Source organism: Rhizobium sp. CF080, assembly GCF_000282095.2.
GTDB lineage: Bacteria > Pseudomonadota > Alphaproteobacteria > Rhizobiales > Rhizobiaceae > Neorhizobium.
Genome location: NZ_AKKC02000002.1, coordinates 534,764 through 560,714 on the forward strand (window position 1 = coordinate 534,764; position 25,951 = coordinate 560,714).

26 protein-coding genes are annotated in these 25,951 nt (G+C 62.7%); 13 read left to right on the forward strand and 13 right to left on the reverse strand.

The genetic code is table 11. The features are described from left to right. Window positions 1–148: 148 nt before the first annotated feature. From PMI07_RS03900 to dnaJ, 3 genes are all read left to right on the forward strand, one after another. Complete coding sequence (locus PMI07_RS03900) at window positions 149–2,605, forward strand: transglycosylase domain-containing protein (protein ID WP_007754299.1); 2,457 nt, start codon at window positions 149–151, stop codon at window positions 2,603–2,605. 195 nt (window positions 2,606–2,800) lie between these two features. Continuing rightward, the gene (gene dnaK, locus PMI07_RS03905) at window positions 2,801–4,702 is read left to right on the forward strand and encodes a molecular chaperone DnaK (RefSeq protein ID WP_007754301.1); all 1,902 of its coding nucleotides are present in this window, start codon (window positions 2,801–2,803) and stop codon (window positions 4,700–4,702) included. A 97-nt stretch (window positions 4,703–4,799) separates the two neighbouring features. Continuing rightward, window positions 4,800–5,933: a molecular chaperone DnaJ gene (gene dnaJ, locus PMI07_RS03910; protein WP_007754302.1), complete on the forward strand. Its 1,134-nt coding sequence runs from the start codon at window positions 4,800–4,802 to the stop codon at window positions 5,931–5,933. Between the two features lie 66 nt (window positions 5,934–5,999). Here dnaJ and PMI07_RS03915 read toward each other — a convergent pair whose 3' ends face one another. The 3 genes from PMI07_RS03915 to PMI07_RS03925 form a co-directional block, all read right to left on the reverse strand. Beyond that, entirely contained in the window at window positions 6,000–6,983 is a 984-nt protein-coding gene (locus PMI07_RS03915; protein WP_007754303.1) for a carbon-nitrogen hydrolase family protein, read from the reverse strand. A gap of 204 nt (window positions 6,984–7,187) precedes the next feature. Further along, complete coding sequence (locus PMI07_RS03920) at window positions 7,188–7,796, reverse strand: LysE family transporter (protein WP_007754304.1); 609 nt, start codon at window positions 7,794–7,796, stop codon at window positions 7,188–7,190. A 61-nt stretch (window positions 7,797–7,857) separates the two neighbouring features. Continuing rightward, window positions 7,858–8,106 (reverse strand): hypothetical protein, encoded by a 249-nt coding sequence (locus tag PMI07_RS03925; RefSeq protein WP_007754307.1) that lies wholly within the window; start codon window positions 8,104–8,106, stop codon window positions 7,858–7,860. A gap of 171 nt (window positions 8,107–8,277) precedes the next feature. On the opposite strand from PMI07_RS03925, the gene PMI07_RS03930 reads away from it, so the two are divergent. Next, entirely contained in the window at window positions 8,278–8,880 is a 603-nt protein-coding gene (locus tag PMI07_RS03930) for a TetR/AcrR family transcriptional regulator (RefSeq protein WP_007754309.1), read from the forward strand. A gap of 101 nt (window positions 8,881–8,981) precedes the next feature. After that, the gene (locus PMI07_RS03935; RefSeq protein ID WP_024163538.1) at window positions 8,982–10,160 is read left to right on the forward strand and encodes a low temperature requirement protein A; all 1,179 of its coding nucleotides are present in this window, start codon (window positions 8,982–8,984) and stop codon (window positions 10,158–10,160) included. A 15-nt stretch (window positions 10,161–10,175) separates the two neighbouring features. Here the strand turns inward: PMI07_RS03935 and PMI07_RS03940 are convergent, their stop codons facing one another. The 3 genes from PMI07_RS03940 to PMI07_RS03950 all read right to left on the reverse strand — a co-directional run bounded on the left by PMI07_RS03940 (window position 10,176) and on the right by PMI07_RS03950 (window position 12,502). Further along, on the reverse strand, window positions 10,176–10,382 hold the full coding sequence (locus PMI07_RS03940; RefSeq protein ID WP_007775183.1) for a SlyX family protein: 207 nt from the start codon (window positions 10,380–10,382) through the stop codon (window positions 10,176–10,178). Beyond that, complete coding sequence (locus PMI07_RS03945; protein WP_007775186.1) at window positions 10,375–10,932, reverse strand: cupin domain-containing protein; 558 nt, start codon at window positions 10,930–10,932, stop codon at window positions 10,375–10,377. The genes PMI07_RS03940 and PMI07_RS03945 overlap by 8 nt, the downstream gene beginning before the upstream one ends. A 70-nt stretch (window positions 10,933–11,002) precedes the next feature. Then, window positions 11,003–12,502, reverse strand: a complete 1,500-nt coding sequence (locus PMI07_RS03950) for a globin-coupled sensor protein (RefSeq protein WP_007775190.1) — start codon at window positions 12,500–12,502, stop codon at window positions 11,003–11,005. 393 nt (window positions 12,503–12,895) lie between these two features. On the opposite strand from PMI07_RS03950, the gene recF reads away from it, so the two are divergent. The 3 genes from recF to PMI07_RS03965 are packed head-to-tail and all read left to right on the forward strand — an operon-like array spanning window position 12,896 to window position 15,334. Next, a complete protein-coding gene (recF, locus tag PMI07_RS03955) occupies window positions 12,896–14,020 on the forward strand; it encodes a DNA replication/repair protein RecF (RefSeq protein WP_007775193.1) in 1,125 nt (374 codons plus the stop codon). Between the two features lie 43 nt (window positions 14,021–14,063). Beyond that, entirely contained in the window at window positions 14,064–14,849 is a 786-nt protein-coding gene (locus PMI07_RS03960; RefSeq protein ID WP_007775195.1) for a molybdopterin-synthase adenylyltransferase MoeB, read from the forward strand. Window positions 14,850–14,863: 14 nt separating this feature from the next. Continuing rightward, window positions 14,864–15,334, forward strand: coding sequence for a GNAT family N-acetyltransferase (locus PMI07_RS03965; RefSeq protein WP_197032462.1), 471 nt, complete (start codon window positions 14,864–14,866; stop codon window positions 15,332–15,334). On the opposite strand, the gene PMI07_RS03970 is transcribed toward PMI07_RS03965, so the two are convergent. Continuing rightward, entirely contained in the window at window positions 15,335–16,339 is a 1,005-nt protein-coding gene (locus PMI07_RS03970; RefSeq protein ID WP_007771160.1) for a D-glycerate dehydrogenase, read from the reverse strand. A 253-nt stretch (window positions 16,340–16,592) separates the two neighbouring features. Here PMI07_RS03970 and PMI07_RS03975 point away from each other — a divergent pair, with 253 nt between their 5' ends. After that, entirely contained in the window at window positions 16,593–17,135 is a 543-nt protein-coding gene (locus PMI07_RS03975) for an SH3 domain-containing protein (protein WP_007771155.1), read from the forward strand. A gap of 56 nt (window positions 17,136–17,191) precedes the next feature. Here PMI07_RS03975 and PMI07_RS03980 read toward each other — a convergent pair whose 3' ends face one another. Next, window positions 17,192–18,184 carry an adenosine kinase gene (locus PMI07_RS03980; RefSeq protein ID WP_007771153.1) on the reverse strand — a complete coding sequence of 331 codons (993 nt, stop codon included), beginning with the start codon at window positions 18,182–18,184 and terminating at the stop codon, window positions 17,192–17,194. A 377-nt stretch (window positions 18,185–18,561) separates the two neighbouring features. Between PMI07_RS03980 and PMI07_RS03985 the strand changes: the two genes are divergently transcribed. Further along, window positions 18,562–19,506 carry an AEC family transporter gene (locus tag PMI07_RS03985; RefSeq protein ID WP_037085173.1) on the forward strand — a complete coding sequence of 315 codons (945 nt, stop codon included), beginning with the start codon at window positions 18,562–18,564 and terminating at the stop codon, window positions 19,504–19,506. Window positions 19,507–19,592: 86 nt separating this feature from the next. On the opposite strand, the gene PMI07_RS03990 is transcribed toward PMI07_RS03985, so the two are convergent. Further along, a complete protein-coding gene (locus tag PMI07_RS03990) occupies window positions 19,593–20,174 on the reverse strand; it encodes a cytochrome c family protein (protein WP_007771148.1) in 582 nt (193 codons plus the stop codon). Window positions 20,175–20,327: 153 nt separating this feature from the next. Between PMI07_RS03990 and PMI07_RS03995 the strand changes: the two genes are divergently transcribed. From PMI07_RS03995 to PMI07_RS04005, 3 genes are all read left to right on the forward strand, one after another. Next, complete coding sequence (locus PMI07_RS03995; protein ID WP_007771146.1) at window positions 20,328–21,101, forward strand: 3-deoxy-manno-octulosonate cytidylyltransferase; 774 nt, start codon at window positions 20,328–20,330, stop codon at window positions 21,099–21,101. 11 nt (window positions 21,102–21,112) lie between these two features. Next, entirely contained in the window at window positions 21,113–21,976 is an 864-nt protein-coding gene (locus PMI07_RS04000) for a prephenate dehydratase (RefSeq protein WP_007771144.1), read from the forward strand. A gap of 118 nt (window positions 21,977–22,094) precedes the next feature. Continuing rightward, the gene (locus tag PMI07_RS04005; RefSeq protein WP_007771143.1) at window positions 22,095–22,877 is read left to right on the forward strand and encodes a DUF5677 domain-containing protein; all 783 of its coding nucleotides are present in this window, start codon (window positions 22,095–22,097) and stop codon (window positions 22,875–22,877) included. A gap of 172 nt (window positions 22,878–23,049) precedes the next feature. Here the strand turns inward: PMI07_RS04005 and PMI07_RS04010 are convergent, their stop codons facing one another. From PMI07_RS04010 to PMI07_RS04025, 4 genes are all read right to left on the reverse strand, one after another. After that, window positions 23,050–23,421 (reverse strand): VOC family protein, encoded by a 372-nt coding sequence (locus PMI07_RS04010; protein ID WP_007771138.1) that lies wholly within the window; start codon window positions 23,419–23,421, stop codon window positions 23,050–23,052. Window positions 23,422–23,490: 69 nt separating this feature from the next. Continuing rightward, a complete protein-coding gene (locus PMI07_RS04015; protein ID WP_024163540.1) occupies window positions 23,491–24,186 on the reverse strand; it encodes a YafY family protein in 696 nt (231 codons plus the stop codon). A 312-nt stretch (window positions 24,187–24,498) separates the two neighbouring features. Further along, window positions 24,499–25,476, reverse strand: a complete 978-nt coding sequence (gene nudC / locus PMI07_RS04020; RefSeq protein WP_007769496.1) for an NAD(+) diphosphatase — start codon at window positions 25,474–25,476, stop codon at window positions 24,499–24,501. Beyond that, window positions 25,473–25,880: an HIT family protein gene (locus PMI07_RS04025; RefSeq protein ID WP_007769494.1), complete on the reverse strand. Its 408-nt coding sequence runs from the start codon at window positions 25,878–25,880 to the stop codon at window positions 25,473–25,475. The genes nudC and PMI07_RS04025 overlap by 4 nt, the downstream gene beginning before the upstream one ends. Window positions 25,881–25,951 lie beyond the last annotated feature (71 nt).

Below are 25,951 nucleotides of genomic sequence, written 5' to 3' on the forward strand. Positions count from 1 at the left end.
CAAGCGGTTCAAGAAGTAACGGCCGATAAACCATTCCTTTACGCCTCCTTAAATCGCCGCATTTAGAGTCCAGCCAAAGCTTGGGCGATCAGACATTCGAGTAACAGCCTGTTTTGACAGGCGCGTAACGGGGGTATGCCGGCTCACCATGGCAGCCAGAGGCAGATCAGACAAACGCGTTGAACCGTCCTTCGAGGGTTCGCGACCGAGCGACGATTTCCGCCTCGACGCGGACGAACGGGTCGTGGGCAGCGGCCGGCCTGGCAGACGTCCATCGAGAGCCGAAAGCGAAGACCGCGACGAGCGGTCCGAGCGCCCGGAACGTGCCCGTTCCTCGCGCAACAGGAAGGCTCCGCCCCGTCGCCAGGGCGGCGGGTTCTTCGCGTCGCTCAGGAGGCTCGTCTACTGGTGTTTCGTGCTCGGCATCTGGGGCGGCATCGCCGTCGGCGGGCTGGTGCTCTATTACGGCGCCAAGATGCCGGCCGCCAGCACCTGGTCGATCCCGGATCGGCCGCCGAACATGAAGATCACCGCGGTCGACGGCTCGGTCGTCGCCAATCGCGGCTCGACTGGCGGCGAAGCCCTGGCGCTCGAGGAAATGTCGCCCTACCTGCCGCAGGCGGTGATCGCCATCGAGGACCGCCGTTTCTATTCGCATTTCGGCGTCGATCCCTTGGGCCTGGCGCGCGCCTTGGTCAACAACCTGACCGGCCAGCCGATCCAGGGCGGCTCGACGATCACCCAGCAGCTCGCCAAGAACCTGTTCCTGTCGCCGGACCGCACGTTCGAGCGCAAGATCCAGGAAGTGCTCCTGTCCTTCTGGCTGGAGCACAAGTTCACCAAGGACCAGATTCTCGCCATGTATCTGAACCGGGTGTTCTTCGGTTCGAACGCCTATGGCGTGGAGGCCGCCTCGCGGCGCTATTTCAACAAGTCCGCCCGCGACGTGAACCTCGGCGAGGCGGCGACGCTTGCAGGCCTCCTCAAGGCCCCATCCCGCCTGTCGCCCGCCCGTGATCCGAAGGCGGCGGAGGCCCGCGCCCAGGTCGTGCTCGGCACGATGCGCGAGGAAGGTTATGTCACCGACAGCGACCTCAAGACCGCCATGTCGCAGCCGCCGGCCAAGGCGAAGAGCTACTGGACCGGCGCCCAGCATTATGCCGCCGACATGGTCGTCGACGAGGTGAAGAGCCTGATCGGCGAGCCGAAGGTCGACGTGACAGTCGAAACGACGCTCGACATGCGCCTCGAAACTGCCGCCGAAAAGTCGCTGAACGACGTTCTCAAGAAGGAAGGCGGCAAGCTCAACGCGTCGCAGGCAGCCCTCGTCTCGGTCGATGCGACAGGCGCGATCCGGGCGCTGGTCGGCGGCCGCGATTATGCGACGAGCCAGTTCAACCGCGCCGTCAAGGCCAAGCGCCAGCCGGGTTCGGCCTTCAAACCTTTCGTCTATGCCTCGGCACTCGAAGCCGGCGCCCGGCCGGACTCGATGGTCAACGACGCGCCGGTCAAGATCGGCAACTGGTCGCCGGAGAATTTCGACGAGAAATACCGCGGTCCCGTGACGCTCGCCTCGGCCTTCGCGCAGTCGCTGAATACGGTCGCCGCACAGCTCGTCATGCAGGTCGGCCCCGACAAGGTGGTAAGCCTAGCCCACCGGCTCGGCATCGATTCCGACATCCAGGCGAATGCCTCGATCGCGCTCGGCACCTCGGAAGTCTCGCTGGTCGAGCTGACCTCGGCCTATGCCTCGTTCATGAACGGCGGCTACAAGGCGACCCCGCATATCGTCAAACGCATCACCGATCCGGATGGCAAGGTGCTTTACGAAGCCGATTACGCCAATCCGCCGCGCGTGCTCAGCGAACCGGTGGCCGCGACGATGAACGGCATGATGAACCGCGTCATCAACGAAGGCACCGGCAAGGCCGCGAAGATCGACGGCTGGCAGGCGGCCGGCAAGTCGGGCACCACCCAGTCGTTCCGCGACGCGCTGTTCGTCGGTTACACCAGCATCATGACGACCGGCATCTGGTTCGGCAACGACGACGGCGCCTTCATGAAAAAGGTGACCGGCGGCGGGCTTCCGGCAAAAGCGTGGAAGGAATACATGACGGCAGCGATGAAGGGCTATACGCCGACGCCGCTGTTCGGCACCGGCCGCGGCCTCGATCTGCCGCCGCCTGCCGCCGCCCAGCCGGAATCGCCCTCGACCACCATTGGCGATATCATTTCCGGCATCCTGCCGGGCGCCCGCCAGACTCCGGAGCTGCCCGCCGACTATCCGCCGGCGCCGCGCGCTCCCGTCCAGGATTCCGCCTCGATCGAACGGGAGCCGGCCCGCGTTCGGCCCGTCTACGGCGACAATCCGGGCTACGACAATCGCCAGGTCTACGGCGACCGCAGCCGCCGGGGCGACGTGATACCGCCCGGCGACGTCCCGGTTCGCGACTATCGTCAGTATCGCGGCCCCTATGATTCGCCCGCTCCCGTGCCGCCCGGAGCGATCGGCGGCGGACCTGTTCCGCCCGGCGACGTCGGTGTTGCGGGCTCCAGAGGACAGCCCCGGCAGACCACGCTTTTCGACCTGATCATGGGTCAGTGAAGCGTATTCACGGTATTGCTCGGCAAAGTCTTCTTTTTGCTCGGATACAGGCGATTTCTCGCCTTGCAGTCCTAAAAACCCGTCCTTATATACGCCGCATGACCGCAGCCGATGCTGCGAACCATCCCAGTCGAGGAACTGTCAATGGAATGCCTTTGAGGGGTTCCGATAGTTCGCTTAAAGGAGAGAGAAGAAATGGCAAAAGTAATTGGCATCGACCTCGGAACCACCAACTCCTGCGTCGCCATCATGGACGGCAAAGATGCGAAGGTGATCGAGAACGCCGAAGGCGCGCGTACCACGCCCTCCATGGTCGCATTTTCCGATGACGGCGAACGCCTCGTCGGCCAGCCGGCCAAGCGCCAGGCGGTGACCAACCCCACCAATACCCTCTTCGCCGTGAAGCGCCTGATCGGCCGCCGCTACGAAGATCCGACCGTTGAAAAGGACAAGGGCCTGGTTCCCTTCGATATCGTCAAGGGTGACAACGGCGATGCATGGGTCAAGGCCCAGGGCAAGAACTATTCCCCCGCACAGGTTTCCGCGATGATCCTTCAGAAGATGAAGGAAACCGCTGAATCCTACCTCGGTGAAAAGGTCGAAAAGGCCGTCATCACCGTTCCGGCCTACTTCAACGACGCGCAGCGCCAGGCAACCAAGGATGCCGGCCGCATCGCCGGTCTTGAAGTTCTCCGCATCATCAACGAGCCGACTGCTGCAGCACTCGCCTATGGCCTCGACAAGAAGGACGGCAAGACGATCGCCGTCTACGACCTTGGCGGCGGCACGTTCGATATCTCGGTCCTCGAAATCGGTGACGGTGTCTTCGAAGTGAAGTCGACCAACGGCGACACCTTCCTCGGCGGTGAAGACTTCGACATGCGCCTCGTCGAATATCTTGCCAACGAGTTCAAGAAGGACCAGGGCATCGACCTGAAGAACGACAAGCTTGCCCTGCAGCGCCTCAAGGAAGCTGCGGAAAAGGCCAAGATCGAGCTTTCGTCCTCGCAGCAGACCGAAATCAACCTGCCGTTCATCACGGCGGACGCTTCCGGTCCGAAGCACCTGACGCTGAAGTTGACCCGCGCCAAGTTCGAAAGCCTGGTCGACGATCTTGTCCAGCGCACGATCGCACCGTGCAAGGCAGCCCTCAAGGATGCCGGCGTCACCGCGGCCGAAATCGATGAAGTGGTTCTCGTCGGCGGCATGAGCCGCATGCCGAAGGTCCAGGAAGTCGTCAAGCAGTTGTTCGGCAAGGAGCCGCACAAGGGTGTCAACCCGGATGAAGTGGTCGCTCTCGGCGCCGCCATCCAGGCCGGCGTTCTGCAGGGTGACGTCAAGGACGTTCTGCTGCTCGACGTGACCCCGCTGTCGCTCGGCATCGAAACGCTCGGTGGCGTCTTCACCCGCCTGATCGACCGCAACACGACGATCCCGACCAAGAAGTCCCAGGTCTTCTCGACCGCCGAGGACAACCAGCAGGCCGTGACGATCCGTGTGTCCCAGGGCGAGCGCGAAATGGCTGCCGACAACAAGCTGCTCGGCCAGTTCGACCTCGTCGGCCTGCCGCCGTCGCCGCGCGGCATGCCGCAGATCGAAGTCACCTTCGACATCGACGCCAACGGCATCGTCCAGGTTTCGGCCAAGGACAAGGGCACCGGCAAGGAACAGCAAATCCGCATCCAGGCTTCCGGTGGTCTCTCCGACGCCGAAATCGAGAAGATGGTCAAGGACGCCGAGGCCAATGCCGAAGCCGACAAGAAGCGCCGCGCCGGCGTCGAAGCCAAGAACCAGGCCGAAAGCCTCGTTCACTCGTCCGAGAAGTCGCTGAAGGAATATGGCGACAAGGTTTCCGAGACCGACCGCAAGGCGATCGAGGATGCGATCGCTTCGCTGAAGACCGCCATCGAGGCTCCGGAACCGGACGCCGACGACATCCAGGCGAAGACTCAGACCCTGATGGAAGTGTCCATGAAGCTTGGTCAGGCCATTTATGAGGCCCAGCAGGCCGAAGGTGGCGAGGGCTCCGAGGGCGGCAAGGACGATATCGTCGATGCCGACTACGAGGAAGTCAAGGACGACAAGAAGTCCGCCTGATCCGCCGGTTGCCTGATGGCCAGACCTCGACCATAGTTGACTAGAGTATCCGGCTGCCTTCGTGCAGCCGGAATCCTTTCCGGAGCCGGTTACCTCCATGGCAAAAGCAGACTTTTACGAAACGCTGGGTGTCGGCAAGACCGCCGATGAGAAGGAGCTGAAAAGCGCCTTCCGCAAGCTCGCGATGAAATATCATCCCGACAAGAATCCGGGCGACGCAGAAGCCGAAAAGAAGTTCAAGGAGCTGGGCGAGGCCTACGAGACCTTGAAGGATCCCCAGAAGCGTGCGGCCTACGACCGCTTCGGCCATGCCGCCTTCGAGCAGGGCGGAATGGGCGGCGGTGGCGGCGGCTTCTCGGGCGCGGGCGCCGGTGGCTTCTCCGACATCTTCGAAGACATCTTTGGCGAAATGATGGGCGGCGGACGCGCCCGTCGATCGTCGGGCGGTCGCGAACGCGGCGCCGACCTCCGCTACAATATGGAAATCACGCTGGAAGAGGCGTTTGCCGGCAAGACGGCGCAGATACGGGTTCCGACCTCGATCACCTGCGACGTCTGTTCCGGTTCGGGCGCCAAGCCCGGCACGCAGCCGAAGACCTGCGGCACCTGCCAGGGTTCCGGTCGCGTGCGCGCATCCCAAGGCTTCTTCTCGGTCGAGCGCACCTGCCCGACCTGCCACGGCCGCGGCCAGACGATCACCGATCCCTGCTCCAAGTGCCACGGCCAGGGTCGCGTCACCGAAGAGCGTTCGCTGTCGGTCAACATCCCGGCCGGCATCGAGGACGGCACCCGCATCCGCCTGCAGGGCGAAGGCGAGGCCGGCACGCGCGGCGGACCTGCGGGAGATCTCTACATCTTCCTGTCGGTGAAGCCGCATCAGTTCTTCCAGCGCGACGGCGCGGACCTTTATTGCGCCGTGCCGATCTCCATGACGACGGCCGCCCTCGGCGGCACGTTCGACGTGGCGACGCTCGACGGAACCAAGTCCCGCGTGACGGTGCCGGAAGGTACCCAGCCGGGCAAACAGTTCCGCCTGAAGAGCAAGGGCATGCCGGTACTGCGATCCTCGCAGACGGGCGATCTCTACATCCAGATCCAGATCGAAACGCCACAGAAGCTCACCAAGCGGCAGCGCGAACTGCTGCAGGAATTCGAGGAACTGTCCTCGAAGGAGAACAATCCGGAATCGACGGGCTTCTTCGCCCGGATGAAGGAATTCTTCGAGAACTGAGCTTCTGGAGCCCAAACTTTAAAGCCGTCCGCAACAAATCGTTGCGGACGGCTTTTTCATGGGGGCCTAGAACGTGTCGCGGCCGCCGCTGCGCGGGTCGTTCACCATATGCGGCTCATAGATGCCGGCACGCGCCATTCGCCTCCAGGGTCGGGCGATCTCCCCCGGATTGTGGTCGATATCGACGATTGCAAGCGAAGGCGTCGCATCTGCCCGGCATTGGGCCACCCATTCGCCGCTCGGAGCGGCGATCCCGGAAGGCGGCATGAAGCCGGGATAGGCGAGCACCGAGAAACTCACCCAGTATCTGTTGCTCGCCGCATGTCCCAGCGCCTCGGCCGCGAAGGCAGGCGTTGCGCCAGTGGTCGAGAACAGGACGCAATCGACATCGAGCTGCTCGTATTCCCTGAAGATTTCGGGAAAATGCGTTTCCATGCCGAGCGAGCAGCCGAAGCGGACGCCATCGACCTCGAAGGTCACCGGCGTCGAACCCGGCGTGTACATGAAGGAGATCTTGGTGTTCGACAGCAGGCGCTCGTCATAGCGCGTCACCAGCTCTCCCCTGTCGGAGACGACATAAAGGCTGTTATGCGGCCGGTGCGGCTGGGTGAGCTGGTGCACGGAGCCGATCACCGCAAACAGCCCGAGTTCGCGGGCCAGTGCCCTCGTGGCATCCAGTTCTTCGCGCAGGACGGTCCATTCGAACCGGCTCCAGTCGGACGGCCCGACCGGATCGCGGCCGGTCGAAGACATGATGCGCTTGTTGGGAGAGCAGGTCGCACCTTCAGGAAAGTGTATCACCCTGACGCTTGCCTTCTGTGCCTCGCGCATCAGGCGGCGCATTTCCTCGCCGCTTGCACGAAGCTCGGCGGCGCTGCGGGGATCGACATAGGGCGTAGTCTGCGCCACCGCCAGGCGCACCGATCTGGCCTGCGACCCTGGATCACTCGGGGCACTCTCGCGGATATGGCTGAGGGCTGCTGTATAGGATTCGCCCGTCTTTGCGGCACGGGCACGGACACGGCGCTTGAAATTTCCGTTCTGGGTCATCTTGAGCCTTTCACGCCCCGGACGGAGTTCCCCAGCAACCACATCCGAAACGGTCGGACCAAGATAGCGACCCGAGACTGAAGTCCCTTTGCCTCCGTTTCAGGACCATGCTGGGGAAGGTCCGGGGAGGTTCGGCGTGGGCCACGCAAGAGCCAAGATGCAGAGGCGGCCTTGATTCGTCAACTCGGGTCGGGGACGTCTATGTCAGGCCAGCGACTGGATCGACGCGCTGGCGAGGATCATGGCGAAGAGCACGAGGCAGGCGGCGGCGATGCGGCGCACGACGAACGGCTTCACCTCGAAACGGTCGGTCCGCCGCATCAGGCTGCCGAAGGCGATCCAGCCATTGGCGGCCAGGAGCACCAGTCCGGCAAACAGCGCAAGCCAGGGCGCGAGTTGGGTGAGGCCGCCATGCGGCATGATGACGAGCGCGATGATCAGCGCCTTGGGGTTCAAAACCGTGGTGACGAAGACCTGCCGGACGGAAATTTCCACGGCGTCCTTCGCCTGTTTTTCGGACGTCCATAAACGATACCCCAAATAGAGCACCCAGACGCCCGCCGCGAGCTTCGCCCAGACCGAAGCCTGCGGGTAGGCATCGAAGAAAGGCGCGGCAAGCGTCGCCACCGGCACGATCACCAGCAGGTAACCGCCGAGTTCGCCGGCGATCAGGGGCAGGCCCTTCAGCCAGCCGCGCGCATACCCGCCAAGCGCCATCAGCGTATTGGTCGGCCCTGGCGTGCAGAGAAGCAGGAGGATGGCGAGGGTAAATTCCGGAACGGTCATGCAACTGCCTGTCGAAGTGGCCGGCATGGTCCGGCCCCTCCTTCTCTATCAGCATTTTCAGCACACCGATTGATACCCATCAATCCGCTTAGTTTATCGGCCGCGGCATGCGGACCACAAACCAGCCGAGATATTTTTGGATCGCCGGCGCGATGACAAATACGATCGACAGAACCATGATCGGCGCGATCAGGATCGTTCGATGCCACACGGCCCAACCCTCGGTGAGCGGCGTGAGAATATAGAGAAGCGTCGTGATCAACGGGTAGACCGCGAGGATCATCACGATCGCGAGACGCGCCTTCGAAGGATTGACGCGGGCGGGCGTGGGCTGCAATTGGGCCTCCGGGGCTTGGTTTCCGCTATCGGAACTGAGGGCGAAAGTTGCTGTGGTCATAAGGGCATCTATAGAAACGGCCCGTTTCGATTGATGCATATAACGAAACGAGGCGTTTCGTTCAAGCGGGATTCGTATTATGCCGATTGAAACTTTGCTTGGGGGATCTTCATGACGGGAAAAACGGCCGCGGAGGCCCGCCGCACATCGATCGGCGCACAACGCAATCCCGCCAGCCAGGATGCCATTCTCCAGGCGGCGGAGGAGATCCTCGTCGAGAATGGGCTGGGATCGTTTTCGATCGAGGCCGTCGCCAGGCGAGCCCATGCGGGCAAGCCGACGATCTATCGGTGGTGGCCCAACCGCGCGATCCTGCTTCTGGATGTCTACCATCGCCAGAAATACGTCGACATCGCACCTGATACCGGCACGATCGAGACCGATATTTTCCAGCTCTTGAGCGGGCTGTTCGAGTTCTGGAGCGCTGGCCATGGGGGGGCCGTTTTCCGCTCGGTCATCGCCGAGGCCCAGACCGATCCGGCGGCCTGCAAGGCGGTCGCCGCCTACATGGCAGACCGATATCGGCAGGGCGGCGAGATATTTCGCCGGGCAAAGGCCCGAGGCGACGTGGCCGACTGGGTCGTACCGGAGCTCGCCATGGAGATCATAACGAGCTTTGCGTGGAAACGACTGCTCACCGACCGGCTGGATATGACGCCGGAAGAGCTGCGCCTCGTGGTTCGACACCTCGTCCATGGCTTCGAGGTCACATAAGTCTCCGGCACATCGTGCGACCCCACCTCGGCTTTGGCGGGCAGCGCCCTAAATAGCAGCGCGGGCCGCAATCACGTCCCGCAGCGACCTTAAGGAACCGGATGAGCGAGACAGAGCACCACTGGCTTCGAAAGGACGACGGCCGATCGACCAAGGCGAGCTTTCCCGAGCTGTTCTTCGATCTCGTCTTCGTTTTCGCGCTGATCCAGCTTTCCGAGACGCTTGCCTCGGATTTCAGCTTCGGCATCGCCGCCGAGGCCATCCTCTTCATCTTCGCGCTCTGGTGGGTGTGGATCCACACGACCTGGGTCACGAACCTCCTCGATACCGAAATCGAACCCGTCAGGCTGCTGCTCTTCGCGCTGATGTTCTGCGGCATCGTGCTGGCGATCGCGCTGCCGAAAGCCTTCACCGACATGGGGCTCGCCTTCGCGCTCGCCTATTCGGCGATGCAGCTCATCCGCTCGCTGTTTGCTCTCTATGCCTTCCGCGGAACCGATGCCGCCTCGTTCATGACCTTCTTCCGGATCACCATATGGCTGATCATTTCAAGCGCGCTGTGGATCGCCGGCGGGCTTGTCGAGCCGCAGATGCGGGTGATCCTGTGGATCGCGGCGCTTGCCATCGAATATGCCGGGCCGGCGATGCGCTACTGGGTGCCGTCGATCGGCGCCTCGCCGCCCGAAACCCTCGACATCAACGGCGAACATCTGGCCGAACGCTGCGCTCTGTTCGTCATCATCGCGCTCGGCGAGACCATTTTGACCACCGGCAAGAACGCCGCGAGCCACATGGACAATGCCGGCACGCCGCTGGTGCTCTGCTGCGCGTTTCTCTCGACCGTCGCCATGTGGTGGATCTACTTTCACGACGGCCAGGAAAAGGCGGCCGACAAGGCGGAAGAGACCGCCGAGCCGCAGGCCACCGCCCAGCATCTCTTCACCTACGGCCACCTGCCGATCGTCGCCGGCATCATCCTCACCGCCGTCGGCGAGGATTTCAGCCTTTCGCATCCCGATGAAAGAGGTTCCTACGTCCACGCGCTGGCGCTGCTCGGCGGGCCGATCCTGTTCCTTGCCGGCATGGCCGGGATGAAGACGGTCTCGTCGCGCATCATGCCCTATTCACATATCGCCGGCATCGTCCTTCTCGCCGCCTGCTTCCTGCTGGTACCCTTCATTGCCAATTTCGCGATGCAGGTCCTCGCCACAGCGATCCTGCTCCTCGTCGCCACCTGGGAATATGTCGCGCTCAAACGGCGCATGCCCCGTGCCGCCTGAGCGGCGATCGGGTGATCAATAATGCGGCGGCCTGGTGATAGAAGGCGCTTCCAGCGAGGATTCCTCCAGCGAAAGAAACCGCTCGGTTAGCCGGTCGAGCTTGGCGCGGGTCTGCTCCATCACCTTCCACTGCTCGGCGAGCTGGTCGGACAGTTCCTCGATCACCTTGGCCTGATGGGCGGCCAGCTCCTCGAGCTTGACCAGCCTTTCCTCGTCACTCACCCGTCGTTTCCTTTGCTACTTTCTTGGCGGCCTTTGCGGCGCGCACCTTGTCCGGCATGCCGTCATGGTCCCCGAGTGGCCGCTCCGGTGCGTCGTCCCACCAGTCGGGGCGGATCGTTTTCAGGTCGAGATTCTTCGGATAGAAAAGCCGGTTTTCGTCCTTGTTGGCCTCCCCGATCACCAAAAGGCGCACTTCCGCATCCGTGTTATTGATGAAGGTATGCGAAATCCCCGTACCGGCCGGGAAGCCGACCGAGTCGCCCGGTTTCAGGGGATAGACCTCGCCATCCAGCCAGACCTCCGGATTGCCTTCGATCACGTAGATGAATTCTTCCTCGAGCTCCTCCGCATGCGGAAAGGAGGTGCGGCGGCCGGGTGGCAGGCGATGATGATGAATGCCTAGCCGCCTCAGGCCGAACTGCCGGGCGAGCGCGGCGCCGAAGCCCATCAGCTCGTCATCACCGCGATAGTGTTTCTCCTGGGGCTTTTCCACCTCGCTCCAGTGGCGGATACAGGAAGGGCGGTCCCCGTCACGGGTCGGATCGGTCATGTCGCAGGCTCCTTTTGGAGCCCGCACATTAGCCGACCGGAACCGCCCGGTCCATGTTTCAGGTCGAAGATCAGGCGCGAAGGCGCGGGCGCTCAGTGCGGGTCTCGCGCACAGCCCTCGTCTTGAAACGGCCGAGCAGCGCCGCCAGCCGGCCGCTGATGCCGACCAGGCTCTGGGTCGAGGCGTTGGTCTCTTCCATCAGCGCGGCATTCTGCTGGGTGATCTGGTCCATGTTGCGGATCGCGGAGTTGATCTCCTCGATGCCGGAAGCCTGTTCCTGGGCCGAGCGGGCGATCGACGAGATATGTTCGTCGATCGATTTCACACGTCCGCCAATGCCGACCAGCGCCTGTCCCGTCTTGTTGACGAGCTCGACGCCGCGATGGACGTCCGTCGAGGACTGGTCGATCAGTTCCTTGATTTCCTTGGCGGCCGCGGCGGAGCGCTGCGCCAGTTCGCGGACTTCCTGCGCGACGACGGCAAAACCCTTGCCCTGTTCGCCGGCACGGGCCGCTTCGACACCGGCGTTCAGTGCCAGAAGATTGGTCTGGAAGGCAATCTCGTCGATGGCGCCGATGATCTGGGTCATCTTCTGCGAGGACTGCTCGATGTCGCCCATCGCGGCAATCGCTTCCTCGACCACCTTGCCGGAGCGGACCGTCTCGGACGCGGATTCACGCACGATCACCTGCACTTCGCGGGTCCGCTGCGCGGCCTGGCCGGAAATCGTGGTGATCTCTTCGAGTGCCGCCGCCGTCTGTTCGAGCGCGGAGGCCTGCTGCTCCGTGCGCTTGGCCATGTTCTCGGCCGCAGACGAAATCCCGCCCGCCTCGGCGCGCACGTGCTCGACCGAGCTGCTGATCTCGCGCATTGCCGCGTCGAGTTCGGAAATCGAGGAATTGTAGTTCTGCTGCAGTCCGGCGAAGCTCGGCGCCAGTTCCTGCCAGAGTTCGGATGTCAGGTCGCCGCCGGAAAGGCTCGTCAGCGCCGCTTCGAGCGCCGCAAGCGCCGCGTCCTGCTCGAGCTTGGCCTTTTCCCGTTCGGCTTCCACCTGCTTGCGCTCGTCGCCCAGCGCCTCGAGATAGACCGAGATGGAGTAGTCCATGTCCAGCAGGGCCGCCTTGACCACGGAGGAGAGATGTTCGGAAAGCACCTTCGCCTTCTTCTCCTGGAAGAAACCGCTCATCTCCTGGCTGACCACGGCGCGGATGATGCCGTCGAGGATCAGCGCATAACCGCCGATATACCAGCGCGGCTCGAGGCCGAGACGGGCATGGGTTCGGCCGATCGTGGAGACCGCGTCGACATAGGCGCCATCGTATTTGCCGGAGGCGATGGCATCCCAATGGGTGACCTGGCGGCTCTTGGCCTGGGCGATATGGCCATCGTTGGAGAAGAACTTCGCGGTCTGCGGATTACCCTTTACCTTGCGGTAGAAGGCATCCAGCGCACCGCCGATCGCGTCCTTGATGGCCGGCCGGATCTCGGCCAGAGACCGGCGCTGCTCCTGGCCAAGGCCGATGAAGTCAAGGCGCTCGGCGAGATCGGCTTTGTGGTTCTGGTCTTTCATGGGAGGTCTCCGGAGTTAAAAGGATCCACGCGGCCATCCGGACAGAAGATGCATATGCGTGCTCAGGCATCTCTAGGAGCGAAGCTTTAACGGGCTGTTAGCCATACCCCCTAGGTTTTGAGTAATCATAAGTTGGCATTGCACTCGGGGAGTTTCGGTGTCGAAGGCTGGGCGGGAAATTCCCGGCGGGACAACCTTTCGTAGGGAAGGTACGGATCGGGATTCGTCTTTTCAATCAACGAGATCATTCGACGACGGCCGACCGGATAGGTTGTAAAACATGGCGGCGGCGGCTGGCGCGAGGCCACCTAAAAAGCCTCCCCGAAAGCGAGAGCTTGCCATCGGGGCTTCGAGCCCTTAGCTCCTGTTTCACGACGAATCCGAAGATTCCCGATGGCGCAGAAGACCTCCCTTTCCCGGCTGAAGCTCACCGATTTCCGCAATTACGCGGAAGCGGCGCTGCCGCTCGACGGGCGGCATGTGGTGCTGACCGGCGAGAACGGTGCGGGCAAGACCAATCTGCTCGAAGCCGTCTCCTTCCTGTCGCCGGGTCGCGGGCTGCGCCGGGCCGTGCTGTCCGACGTGACGCGCGTCGGGGCTGCCGGTGGTTTCACCATCTTCGCGGATATCGACGGCATGGATGGCGAGGTCTCGATCGGCACCGGCATCGAGCCGGGTGAAGGCGAGAGCGTCGCCCGCAAGCTCAGGATCAACGGTACGCCGGCCAAATCGACCGAGGAGCTTACCGATCACTTGAGCGTCCTCTGGCTGACGCCGGCGATGGACGGGCTTTTCACCGGTGCCTCATCGGACCGCCGCCGTTTCCTCGATCGCCTCGTCCTGTCGCTCGATCCCGCCCATGGCCGGCGGGCGAGCGATTTCGAACGGGCCATGCGCAGCCGCAACCGACTGCTGTCGGAGGGCCGTTTCGACCCCTCCTGGCTGTCCGCTATCGAGGCACAGATGGCCGGCCTCGGCATCGCCATGGCCGCGGCCCGACAGGAGATGCTCGGGCTTCTGAGGGCCCTATCCGGCAATTCCGGCGAAACCCCGTTCCCGACGCCGGTGCTGGCACTCCAGGGCTTCATGGACGGTGCGATGGACCGACCGGCAGCCGATCTCGAGGAAGACTATCTCGACATGCTGCGCAACGGCCGCAACCGCGATGCCGCAGCGGGCCGGACGCTCGACGGGCCGCATCGCTCCGACCTGCTGGTGCGTCACCGCGAAAAGGACATGGAGGCCGAGCGCTGCTCGACCGGCGAACAGAAGGCGCTGCTGATCGGCCTCGTGCTTGCCCATGCACGGCTCACCGCCGACATGACGGGGTATGCGCCGATCCTGCTGCTCGACGAGATCGCCGCTCATCTCGACGAAGGCCGGCGGGCCGCACTCTTCGATCTCGTTCACGGTCTCGGAGGGCAGTCCTTCATGACCGGCACCGACCGCTCGATGTTTTCCGCGCTGGCCGACCGGGCGCAGTTTTTTACCGTCGCGCATGGCGGCATCGGCGATTGAAATCCATCTTACACGGCCCGACGGCCGGTGATATGGTTGCGTCATGGAAAGCCTGACACCGGAAAAACTGAGCCAAGACGAGATCGAGCGCTACCGCCGCCATATCCTGCTGCCGGAAATCGGCGGTACGGGGCAGCAGAAGATGAAGAATGCCCGCGTCCTGGTGATCGGCGCCGGCGGGCTCGGCGCGCCGATCCTCGAATATCTTGCGGCCGCCGGCATCGGCACGCTCGGGATCATCGACGACGACCGGGTTTCCCTTTCCAACCTGCAGCGGCAGGTCATCCACGATACCGGCACGATCGGCGAGTTGAAGACGAGGAGCGCCCGCGAGGCGATCGCCCGTCTCAACCCGCATGTCCGCGTCGTTGACTTCGAGGAACGCTTTTCCGCCGAATGGGCGGCACGCAAGCTCGCCCTTTTCGACCTGCTGATCGATGGTTCCGACAATTTCGATACCCGCTACGCGGCCGCCGATGCCGCGGAACGCACCCGGATCCCGCTGGTGACAGGCGCGGTCGGCCGGTTCGACGGGTCGGTGACGGTGATGAAACCCTATGAGGCGGGACCGGACGGCGTTCTTTATCCCGGCTATCGCGATCTCTTTCCGGAAAAGCCGCCGGCGGGATTGATCCCGTCCTGCGCCGAGACCGGCGTCGTCGGCGCTCTGACCGGCGTTATCGGCACCCTCATGGCGATGGAGGCGATCAAGCTCGTCACCGGCATCGGCGAACCGCTGGTCGGACGGCTGATGCTCTACGATTCGCTGTCGGCCCGTTTCGACATGATCAAATACAAGCGCCGCACAGCCAAGGCTGCCGCCGAGTGAGCGAGATGCCGGCGATCGAGATTGCCCGCATCGACGAAGCGTTCAAGCGCTGGGACGAACTTCTGGCGCTCATCCTCTCGTCCTTCGCCTATATGGACGGGGTCATCGATCCCCCCTCTTCCGCACATCGGCTGACGCTCGCTTCGCTTGCCCGGAAGGCCCGCGACGAGATTGCGTTTGCGGCGACCGAAAACGGCAGGTTCGTCGGCTGCGTCTTCTGCAAGCCGGAACCGGGCTTCCTCTATATCGGCAAGCTCGCCATCGCCCCCGCGAGCCAAGGCAAGGGTATCGGCCGCCGGCTGGTGACCGTTGCGGAAGGGATTGCCCGGGAAAAAGGCTTGCCGGCACTGCGGCTGGAAACCCGCATCGAACTCACCGCCAATCACGCGACCTTCGCAGGATGGGGTTTCGCCAGGACGGCGGAAAATTCCCATCCGGGCTTTACCCGCATCACCTCGATCGAGATGCAGAAGCGCCTCGACTGATCAGTTGCGGCCGGGCAGCACCCGGTTCGGCGGACGGTGACCGTCGAAGAAGGTGCGGATGTTGATGATTACCTTGTCGCCCATGTCGATCCGGCCTTCGATCGTCGCCGAGCCCATATGCGGCAGCAGCACGACGCGGCCCTGATGGGCGAGCTTGACGAGTTTCGGGTTCACCGCCGGCTCGTTCTGGTAGACGTCGAGACCGGCACCGGCGATCTTGTTGTCGCGCAAAAGCTGGATCATCGCCGCCTCGTCGATGATGTCGCCGCGGGCGGTGTTGACGATGATCGAGCCCGGCTGCATCAGCGCCAGGCGCCGCGCCGACAGAAGATGGAACGTCGCCGGCGTCGAGGGACAATTGACCGAGACGATATCGACCCGGGCAAGCATCTGGTCGAGGCTGTCCCAGTAGGTCGCCTCCAGCTCTTCTTCCGTCGCCGGGCTGACGGGCTTGCGGTTGTGATAATGGATCGACAGGCCGAAAGCCTTGGCGCGGCGCGCGACCGCAGTGCCGATGCGGCCCATGCCCACGATGCCGATGCGTTTGCCCCAGATCCGCCGGCCGAGCATCCAGGTGGGGCTCCAGCCGCTCCACTCGCCGGGCTTGTCGGTGAGGATGCGCGCTCCTTCCACAAGCCGCCGGTTGACGGCGAGGATCAGCGCCACGGTCATGTCGGCGGTGTCTTCGGTCAGCACGTTCGGCGTGTTGGTCACGGTGATGCCTTTTCTCGCAGCGGCATCGACGTCGATATGATCGAAGCCGTTTGAAAAGCTGGCGATCAGCTTCAGCTGCGGCCCTGCCTGCTCGATCAGCGCCTCGTCGATACGGTCCGTCACGGTCGGCACCAGCACGTCGGCCGACTTCATCGCAGCCGCCAGCTCGTCGCGCGAACGGCGCGTGTCATCGATGTTGAGCTCGGCCTCGAACAGCTCTCGCATGCGGGTTTCCACCGCATCCGGCAGCTTACGGGTGATATAGACCTTGGGTTTCTTCTTCGCCGTCATGAAACTCTCTGCCTGACGCCTTAAGGCACGGAACCTGAACCTATTCAGGTTTCGTGCCCCAAGCTTTTGTTCGACGCATCTCGTTATCCCGAAACCGGTACGCGCTTTCGGGCGGCATGCTTTAGGAGGTCCTTAACCAAGTCGCGCGATATTCAGTTCATCCAGGGCGTTTTCTACCAGACCCGTCAGCGAAGACAAACAAAACCTCGCGAGGTTCCCGAAAGCCCGAGATCGCTCAGCCGGAACCAAACACATGCGTCGCGCCATTCTTTCCTCCTTCATCGCTCTTTCCTTCGGGCTTGTCGCCTCCCTGTCCGCATCCGCCCCGAGTTACGCTCAGGGCGCGGCCAAGGGTCCGAGCGGCCTGCCGCTGCCGCGTTTCGTCAGCCTCAAGTCGAGAAAGGTCAACATCCGCATCGGCCCGAGCACCGACTATGCGGTGTCCTGGATGTATATGAAGTCCGGCACGCCGATGGAAATCATCCAGGAATACGAAAACTGGCGGCGGGTTCGCGATGCCGAGGGCACCGAGGGCTGGGTGAACCAGGCCCTGCTTTCCGGCGAGCGAACCGCACTCGCCGCCCCGTGGATGCGCGGCAAGGGCAAGGACATCTACGTCAACATGCGCCGCGACCCGCAGGGTACGGCCGCCATCATCGCCAAGCTGGAGCCGGGCGTCGTGCTCCAGATCAAGGAATGCAATGGCGACTGGTGCCGCGCGGAAACCAGCGGCGCCGAGGGCTGGATCGCCCAGGCCGAAATCTGGGGCGCCTATCCCGGCGAGGCCTTCAAATAAGACGTCCCCAGGAAGGCGTTGATGGAGGCCTCAGATGAGGCCTTCCCGGCGAGGCCTTAAATAAGGCCTTCGCGCGCCGCTGCTTCGGTGAGCGACGCCATCGGGCGGGGGCCGATCTGCTGGATGCAGATGGCGGCCGCAAGGCAGCCGAGCTTGCCGCAATCCTCGAGCGAACGATCCTGGGTATAACCGAACAGGAAGCCGGCCGCGAAAAGGTCGCCGGCGCCGGTCGTATCGACCAGTTCCTTGATCGGATAGGCATCGATCTTCACGCGCTCTTGGCCGCGAACAATGATCGCGCCTTCTTCGCTGAGCGTCACAGCCGCCAGCTTGCAATCTTCGGAAATCTTCTTCAGCGCCAGCTCGAAATCCTCGGTCTCGTAGAGCGACAGCGCTTCCTGTTTGTTGGCGAACACGATGTCGACCGTACCCGAGCGCATCAGGTCGAGGAATTCGGCGCGGTAGCGGCCAACGCAGAACGGATCGGACAGCGTCATCGACACTTCGCGGCCGTGCTCATGGGCGATGCGGGCCGATTCGCGGATCGCTTCCTTGGCGCGCGGCGGATCCCAGAGGTAACCTTCGAAATAGGTGACCTTGGCTTCGGCGACGACGTCCTCTTCGACATGTTCCGGGCCGAGATCGACGCAGGCGCCGAGATAGGTGTTCATCGAACGCTCGCCATCCGGCGTGACGAAGATCATCGAGCGGGCGGTCGGCGGATTGTTGCCTTCCGGGCTGGTCTGGTAGTGCACGCCCTGGGCACGGATGTCGTGCTGGAAGATTTGGCCGAGCTGGTCTTCCGCGACCTTGCCGAAATAGGCGGCCTTGCCGCCGAAACCGGCAATGCCGGCAGCCGTGTTGCCGGCCGAACCGCCGGATGCTTCGACCGCCGGGCCCATCTTCGAATAGAGGAGTTCGGCACGTTCGGCATCGATCAGGTTCATCGCACCCTTGGTGATCGCATTGTCGTTCAGGAAATTGTCGTCGCAGCGGGCGAGGATATCCACGATGGCATTGCCGATGGTGAGCACGTCGAACTTGGGCATCCGGTCTTGATCCTCTTGGGAAACAGTTTGTCGCGAAAACCGGTATTCGGGTTTTGAACCGATTGGAAGGGAAAATAACCGCAAGGCCGGCAATCCAGGGCGTTTTGCCTAGCCGTCACCGGGCCGTCACTCCGCTGTCACGATCACAGGTTATAGACCTGGGGCATCCGGTTGTGTTGCCGACCACGGATGAACTGGCGGCCGACCACCGGATGTCCTGGACGAGACCAGGAGGAAAGCGGGGATTGCCCCGCTTTTTTGTTGGGCGCCTGCCGCCACGCCTCCCCCTTCAAACAGCTCCTCTGCATTAAACGCATTTGTCGCACGCCGCGACATGCGTTAGACGCATGAAAACATCTCCACAGAAAGCCTCCCCCTTGTCCTCCGTGTTCCTGAATGTCGTGCCCCTCTTCATCCTGATCCTGATCGGCTGGATGGCTGCGAAAACCGGATTGTTGAAGGAGGAGACCGGGGATGCGCTCGGTGAATTCGTCTTCAAGATCGCCGTGCCGATGCTGATCTTCCGGACGCTCGCGGATGCGCATTTCGAGGGCGCCTCGCCGTTCCGGCTGTGGACCGCCTATTTCCTCGGCGTCGCCATGACCTGGACGGTCGGTCACATCCTCACCACCCGCCTTTTCGGCCGGGATGCCAAGGTCGGCGTGATCGCCGGCATGTCCGGCTCGTTTGCCAACAACGTCTTCATCGGCCTGCCGCTAGTGGCGCATGTGGTCGGCAAGGACGGGCTGGTGGCGATTTCCATCCTGCTCGCCATCCACCTGCCGCTGATGATGGTGGTCGGTACGATCCTGATGGAAGGTGCGGCCGCCAAGGTGGATGGCGGAGAAAAGCGCGGCGTTCTGGACGTCCTGAAACAGGTGGGATCCAACCTTGCCCGCAACCCTCTGGTCATCGCCCTTATCGTCGGTGTCGCCTTCAATTTCCTCGACCTGCACCTGCCGTCCGCGATCGCCATCGTCGTCGACCAGTTTTCCGCCGCGGCGAGCCCGGTTGCCCTGCTGTCGATCGGCATGGCGCTGACGCGATATCCGATCCGCGGCGATATCGGCCTTTCGGGGGCCGCAGCGGTGCTCAAGCTGCTGCTGCTGCCGGCACTCGTCTTGCTGATGAGCCATCTGCTTGCCCTGCCCAAGGACTGGACCACGGCACTGGTGCTGACCGCGTCGGTGCCGACCGGCATCAACGCCTGGCTGATCGCCCAGCGCTTCCGCTCGGGACACAGCCTTGCGGCATCGGTGATCAGCATGACCACCGCATTCGGGGTCTTCACCGTCGGCTTCTGGGCCTGGCTGCTCGGCTGAGCCGATCAGCATCGGATCCAGGTGCTGAAAACAAAAATGCCCGACTGACGCCGGGCATTTTTGTCTGGAATTCTTGACGTCGCCGATCAGTTGGTGGCGGGCGCCGGAGCGGCTGCATTCGGGTCCGGAAGCGCAACCGGCGAATCAGCCAGCGTGCGCAGATAAGCGATGAGGTTGGCGCGCTCGGTGTCGTTCTTGAGGCCGGCGAAGCCCATCGCCGTGCCCTTCACGAAAGCCTTCGGGGCGGTCAGGAAGTGGTTGAGGTTGTCGAAGGTCCAGTGCTCGGCGCCGGCCTTCGAGAATTCCTTCATGCCGGCCGAATAGGAGAAGCCCTCATGTCCGGCGACCGGACGGTCGACAATGCTCCAGAGATCCGGGCCGACCTTGTTCGGTCCGCCCTTCTCCCCGGAATGACAGCTCTGACACTTCTTGAATACGGCTTCACCAGCCTTGGCATCGGCCTTGACCAGAAGCTGTGCGATCGGAACGGCGGCAGCAGCGGGTGCTGCGGCTTCACCGGCTGCGGGCTCTTCGGCGGCAACGATGGCAAAACCGGCCTTCTCGGGGACCTCCGAGTGGAAAATGCCTTCCGAGGCAATGGACACCGACATCATGACGAAAACAGTAGCAAGCAGGGCGCCTGCCGCCATATTGACATAGGGGTTCATCCGCAAATGCTCCTTCGCAACCGCCTCATGAGAAAGCGGACCATCTTGAAATCGCGCGGAACCTATGTCTTTTGCATGGCTGTTGCAACACGATTATCGTCCCGCGCGTGAGACTTTTTGACACTGTTTACGCGGGAATAGAAGGGTCTTTCCATGAAGAATTCGGCTTTTGACCGGACGCTGGTGTTGATCCCGGCACGAATGGCGTCGACGCGCCTGCCGGGGAAACCTCTGGCTGATATTTGCGGCCTGCCGATGATCGTTCAGGTAGCAAAACGGGCCGAGGAAGCGCAGGTCGGGCGAATCATCGTCGCCGTCGACCACCAGGACGTCTACGACGCCGTGGCCGCCGCAGGCTTCGACGTGGTGATGACCCGGCAGGACCATCAGTCCGGGTCGGACCGCATTTTCGAAGCGGTCCAGAAAGCCGATCCGGACGCGCAGATGGACTTCGTCATCAACGTGCAGGGCGACCTGCCGACGATCGAGCCGGACGCGGTGCGCGGCTCGCTCAGGCCCCTGCAGGAAAACCCTTCGACCGATATCGGCACGCTGACGGTCGAGATCACCGACGAGCACGAGAAGACCAATCCGAACGTGGTGAAGATCGTCGGTTCGCCGATTTCCGCCAGCCGGCTGAAGGCGCTTTATTTTACCCGCGCGACGGCGCCCTATGGCAACGGCCCGCTCTATCACCATATCGGCCTCTATGCCTATCGCCGCGGGGCGCTCGAAAAATTCGTGTCGCTCGGGCCGTCCGTGCTCGAAAAGCGCGAATCGCTCGAGCAGCTCAGGGCACTCGAAGCCGGCATGCGCATCGATGCCGAGATCGTTGACTCGGTTCCCTTAGGCGTCGATACTCCCGCCGACCTTGAAAAGGCCCGTGCGATCCTTTCCGGCCGCCTGGCCGCGCGCGCCTCCTCGTAACGGATAACCCCATGAACGCACTCACCAATCGCATCGCCTTCCAGGGCGATTTCGGCGCCAATTCCGACATGGCCTGCCGCGACATGTTCCCGACCATGGAGCCGCTCCCCTGCCCGACTTTCGAGGACGCGTTCCAGGCGCTCGAAAACGGCGATGCGGACCTGGCGATGATCCCGATCGAGAACACCATCGCCGGCCGTGTGGCCGACATCCATCACCTCCTGCCGGAATCGCGGCTGCATATCATCGGCGAATATTTCATGCCGATCCGCTTCCAGCTGATGGTGCTGCCCGGCGTGACGCGCGAGGAAATCCGCACCGTCCACAGCCATATCCATGCGCTCGGCCAGTGCCGCAAGATCATCCGTTCGAACGGCTGGAAGGCGGTCGTCGCCGGCGACACGGCCGGCTCCGCCAAGATGGTGGCCGAAAAGGGCGACCGCACCATGGCTGCACTCGCGCCGCGGCTTGCGGCCGACCTCTATGGTCTTGAAATCCTGGCGGAAAATGTCGAGGACCGGGACGACAACGTGACCCGCTTCGTGGTGCTCTCGCGCGACGAAAAATGGGTGCAGCGGAACAATCCCGACGAGGTGCTGGTCACGACCTTCGTGTTCAACGTCCGCAACATTCCGGCCGCGCTCTACAAGGCGATGGGCGGCTTTGCGACCAACGGCATCAACATGACCAAGCTCGAAAGCTACCAGCTCGGCGGCAAATTCGTGGCGACCCAGTTCTACGCGGATATCGAAGGCCATCCGGACGACGCGCCGGTGCGGCGGGCGCTGGAAGAGCTGCGGTTCTTCTCGGAGAAGGTGCGGGTTCTCGGCACGTACAAGGGCCACCCGATGCGCGGGGCGCTGCAGAAGGGGTGAGAGGCGATGGACTTTTCCCAGCAAAACGCTCCAGTGGAGCGTGTTGAGCCTCGAACGCGCTGAGCCAAAGCGAAGCGCCGGGAACTGGTGCGACATACTCCGCAAAGAGGGAGATCGCATGTTCGAATTTTTGCATGAGACGTATCAAGAGGCCGTTGCTCACTTACCCAAGGTAATGTTCGACAAACGTAGCGAACTCCACCGAACGATCGTCTCGCTGTATGCCTCCATAGTTGAGCAGACGCATGACGTTCTAATTCTCCGGCGAGGAGAGGCCAACGCGACCTTGAATATTATCTTGCGAGCGACCCTCGAGGCCTATGTCGACCTCGTCAATCTATGCGGGGATGTTACCTATCTCGGCCATATGAAAGCGTCATTCCACGAACAGTGGATTATCTTAGGGCGGCACGGTCTAGCCGGAGGAAGCCCGTTCTTACAAAGCTTCCGTGACAATCCTGAAGCCGCAGCTCTCCTGCAGCAGCACAAAGACGACCTTGCCGCCTTGGCTGCCACACCTTCCCTCAACGCGTTCGATCGCTTCCGAAAAGCGGGAATGGAGAACACTTATCGGTCGATCTACAACAATCTGTGCAATGAGTCCCATAACAACATCAGGGCGCTCATCTCCCGTCATCTAAGATTGAGCGATGGCAACCAACCAGAGCTGGTCATTTTCGACCTGCCCACCACCGAGGACCTAGTCTGGACGTCGAGCACCTACCTCGGCATCCTTGTCCACAGCACTTTCCTCATACACGACTACTTCAGAACCGAAGCCCGGCCCGCGATCGAAGAACTGAGGGAGCGGAATAGGGCATTTATTGAGGACTTCAAACGACGCTCAAACACCACGACGAGCACCGCGCCTTCTGACCACGAGGCTGACAAAGAGAAATAGGTTTCCACTGTCTGATGAGGGCGGGAGATGGCCGGGCGCTGACTTCCCAAAACAACTACCTGTTGCTCTCCCGGCAAACGTTAAGGTCGCTTGCGATCTCCCCCCTTGAGGGGGAGATGCCCGGCAGGGCAGAGGGGGTGTCACGCCCGCCGCTGCCGACCTCCTTTCGCGCTTACGCGGCGCTCATCGCATAGACCCGCAGCCGGTGTCCGTCCGGATCGGTGACGGCGAACGTATAGCCGAAATCCATCTCTACCGGCGTCTGCAGCACGCGCAGGCCGCGGCTCGTCCAGTCGGCATAGACCTTGTCGACGCCGGCGGCATCGCCGTGCTTGAAGCATATTTCCGAGGCGCCGGTGCCAGCGGTTACCGAGGGCTCGGCGGTGTGGCGTGACCACAGGCCGAGCTTCATGCCGGTGTTCAGCACGAAGAGTGCAAAGGTCGGGGATTTTTCCACGGGTTCGGTGCCGAACAGGGACTGGTAGAAATCGGCGCTGGCGAGCGGATTGTCGACGAAGAGGATGGTGAAATCAGGGTGGATCATGTCAGTTCTCCTTTGGTTGGGACTGACCGGAGATTATCGCACCCTACTGTCAGATAATGGCAGCAGCGTTCATGGCTGAGGCGGAATTCCCTCGGCCTGCCGCCACTCCTTGAGCAGGACCGGCCGGCGGCGCGGATAACGCGTTTCGGTCGAAACCGCCGACGAAATGCGATCGGTGCGGAAATGCCGGAAGTCTTGCCTCAGTTCGCACCAGGCGATCATGACCCTGACGCTGTCGAAGAAGCCGAGGGCGAATGGCCAGACTTTTCGATGGGTCAGCGCCCCCTTTTCGTCCTCATAGGCGAGTTCGAGGATGTGCTCGGCGCGGATAGCCCTTCGGATCAGGGCGAGATCTGCCCGGTCCTCGCTTCGTCGCGGCGCGCCGACAAGCAGCGTCGAATTGTCAAGTTCCTCCTTCAGGTCCGGCGGCAGCACGGCGGCGATCTTGGCGAGCGCATCGACGGCGCCGGCGGCCAGCCGCGCATCGGCAGTCTTCGCTACCCAGCGGGAGCCGAGCACCAGCGCCTCGATCTCCTCCTGCGAAAACATCATCGGCGGCAGCATGAAGCCAGGCCGCAATACGTAGCCAAGACCCGCCTCGCCTTCGATGAAGGCCCCTTGCGCCTGGAGGCTGGCGATATCGCGGTAGAGCGTGCGCAGGCTGACACCGGTCTCGGCGGCGAGTTTCGCGCCGCTGACCGGCTGGCGGTAGCGCCGGAGCGTCTGGAGAAGAGCCAGAAGGCGCTCGGAGCGGGCAACGGTCATGAAATTGTGCCCCCGTGTCTTTTCCTGGCCACTCACATGGGCCTTGCCGCTCGGCCCCGCTTCGGGTGTTCGTCTCGCGGGATGTTTCACCGGGTCATTGCGTCGAGTTCGCCGACCGGCCGGCGCTTCGCTTTGGCTCAGCGCGTTCGTCCTTCGGAATGATTCACTGGATCATTCCGTCGGCTTCGCCGACCAGTCCTCACTCGCTGCAATCGATCCACTGGATCGATTGCTCAAGCTTCGCTTGACCGCTCTGCCTTTCGCTTGCGCTCCGGGCGTTCCTCACTGCAATCGATTCGCTGGATCGATTGCTCAAGCTTCGCTTGACCGTTCGTCACCCCACTCGATCCAGTCTCGCAGCAGGCGGTGGGCGATGGCGCCCTTGACCGGCGCGAAAAGCGGGGCGTCCGGCCCAGCATCGAGCATGGCGGCGGCCTCGGCGCGCTCGAACCAGCGGACATCGGCCATTTCCTGTGGATCGATCCTGATCTCGGTGGATTTCGCCTCGGCGTAACAGCCGATCATCAGCGAATGCGGCATCGGCCAAGGCTGCGAGGCGTGGTAACGCACCCGGCCGGTCTCGATGCCGGATTCCTCGAAGGTCTCGCGGCGCACCGCATCCTCGATCGTCTCGCCAGGCTCCACGAAACCGGCGAGGCAGGAATACATGCCCTCCTGGAAATGGTGGCTGCGGCCGAGCAGGCAGCGGTCGCGCTCGGTGTCGATGGTGAGCATGATCACCACCGGGTCTGTGCGCGGGAAGGTCATGTGCTGGCACTGGGTGCAGACGCGCTTGTAGCCGCCGATCCTGGTTTCGGTCGGCGATCCGCATTTGCCGCAGAACCTGTTGGCGGCGTTCCAGTTGAGCAGCGCGACAGCCTGGGCGATCTCGCCCTGCAGTTCGCCTTCGATGAGCTGGTCGCGAAAGAGCGCGCGGGCCTCGGTCGGCTTGTAGTGGCCCGCCAGTTCCTCTGCCGCGATCAGCACCGGGACGGCGATGCGCGGCTCGCCGGTCTCGTGGTAACCGAGCAGCACGGCGTTATCGAAATCCGGCTTCAGTTCCGCAAGCTCATAGGGAGAAAACAGCGGGTCGAGGATCTGGCTGTCATGCTTGAGGATCACCCGGCTGCCGGTGAAGGCGAGGATATGGGCGCCCTCGACGGCGAGCGCCTTTTCGACGCAATCGTCTTCTCGGTACTCGGCCCGCCGATCCAGCTTGTTGCCGGAAAACGCCGTCAGCGTGCTCGGTTCGGGATGGGGTGCGTCGGTCTCGAATAGGGTCGCGGTCATGAAAGCGCTTCAACCAGTTTGTTGAGGAAATCTTGTTTCTGTGATTCGCCATAAGGCGCCGCCTGACCGAAACCCCAGATCGGGCCGGGCCAGTTCGGATCGCCTTCGAACCTTGCAATGACATGGACATGCAGCTGGCGGACGATATTGCCGAGTGCGCCGACATTGATCTTGGTGGCGCCGGTCACCGTCTTCAGGGCTGCTGCCACCTTGTTGACCTCGGCGGAGAGCAGCGCCTGTTCCGTGGGCGAAAGATCGAAGATCTCGGTCATGCCGGGGCGTTGCGGCACCATGACCAGCCAGGGCCAGCGGCTGTCGTTCTGGATGCGCAGCTGGCAGAGGTCCAGCGCCGTCACAAGATCGGAATCGCGGGTTATCCTCCCGTCCAGTTCGAATTCGCTCAAACTTTCCTCCCTTGTTTTTCTGTTCGATAGCAGTTTTTTACAGGGTTGGCTTGCATTTGGAAGCGTTATTG

Excerpts from the sequence above, each read along its gene's own strand:
- PMI07_RS03900 (WP_007754299.1), top strand. The coding sequence starts at position 149 with ATGGCAGCCAGAGGCAGATCAGACAAACGCGTTGAACCGTCCTTCGAG.
- PMI07_RS03920 (WP_007754304.1), bottom strand. The coding sequence starts at position 7,796 with ATGCCGGCCACTTCGACAGGCAGTTGCATGACCGTTCCGGAATTTACC.
- PMI07_RS03975 (WP_007771155.1), top strand. The coding sequence starts at position 16,593 with ATGCGTCGCGCCATTCTTTCCTCCTTCATCGCTCTTTCCTTCGGGCTT.
- nudC (WP_007769496.1), bottom strand. The coding sequence starts at position 25,476 with ATGACCGCGACCCTATTCGAGACCGACGCACCCCATCCCGAACCGAGC.
- PMI07_RS03970 (WP_007771160.1), bottom strand. The coding sequence starts at position 16,339 with ATGACGGCGAAGAAGAAACCCAAGGTCTATATCACCCGTAAGCTGCCG.
- PMI07_RS03990 (WP_007771148.1), bottom strand. The coding sequence starts at position 20,174 with ATGAACCCCTATGTCAATATGGCGGCAGGCGCCCTGCTTGCTACTGTT.
- PMI07_RS03980 (WP_007771153.1), bottom strand. The coding sequence starts at position 18,184 with ATGCCCAAGTTCGACGTGCTCACCATCGGCAATGCCATCGTGGATATC.
- recF (WP_007775193.1), top strand. The coding sequence starts at position 12,896 with ATGGCGCAGAAGACCTCCCTTTCCCGGCTGAAGCTCACCGATTTCCGC.
- PMI07_RS04010 (WP_007771138.1), bottom strand. The coding sequence starts at position 23,421 with ATGATCCACCCTGATTTCACCATCCTCTTCGTCGACAATCCGCTCGCC.
- PMI07_RS03950 (WP_007775190.1), bottom strand. The coding sequence starts at position 12,502 with ATGAAAGACCAGAACCACAAAGCCGATCTCGCCGAGCGCCTTGACTTC.
- PMI07_RS04005 (WP_007771143.1), top strand. The coding sequence starts at position 22,095 with ATGTTCGAATTTTTGCATGAGACGTATCAAGAGGCCGTTGCTCACTTA.
- PMI07_RS04000 (WP_007771144.1), top strand. The coding sequence starts at position 21,113 with ATGAACGCACTCACCAATCGCATCGCCTTCCAGGGCGATTTCGGCGCC.
- PMI07_RS03915 (WP_007754303.1), bottom strand. The coding sequence starts at position 6,983 with ATGACCCAGAACGGAAATTTCAAGCGCCGTGTCCGTGCCCGTGCCGCA.
- PMI07_RS03935 (WP_024163538.1), top strand. The coding sequence starts at position 8,982 with ATGAGCGAGACAGAGCACCACTGGCTTCGAAAGGACGACGGCCGATCG.
- dnaK (WP_007754301.1), top strand. The coding sequence starts at position 2,801 with ATGGCAAAAGTAATTGGCATCGACCTCGGAACCACCAACTCCTGCGTC.
- dnaJ (WP_007754302.1), top strand. The coding sequence starts at position 4,800 with ATGGCAAAAGCAGACTTTTACGAAACGCTGGGTGTCGGCAAGACCGCC.
- PMI07_RS03945 (WP_007775186.1), bottom strand. The coding sequence starts at position 10,932 with ATGACCGATCCGACCCGTGACGGGGACCGCCCTTCCTGTATCCGCCAC.
- PMI07_RS03930 (WP_007754309.1), top strand. The coding sequence starts at position 8,278 with ATGACGGGAAAAACGGCCGCGGAGGCCCGCCGCACATCGATCGGCGCA.
- PMI07_RS03995 (WP_007771146.1), top strand. The coding sequence starts at position 20,328 with ATGAAGAATTCGGCTTTTGACCGGACGCTGGTGTTGATCCCGGCACGA.
- PMI07_RS04015 (WP_024163540.1), bottom strand. The coding sequence starts at position 24,186 with ATGACCGTTGCCCGCTCCGAGCGCCTTCTGGCTCTTCTCCAGACGCTC.
- PMI07_RS03960 (WP_007775195.1), top strand. The coding sequence starts at position 14,064 with ATGGAAAGCCTGACACCGGAAAAACTGAGCCAAGACGAGATCGAGCGC.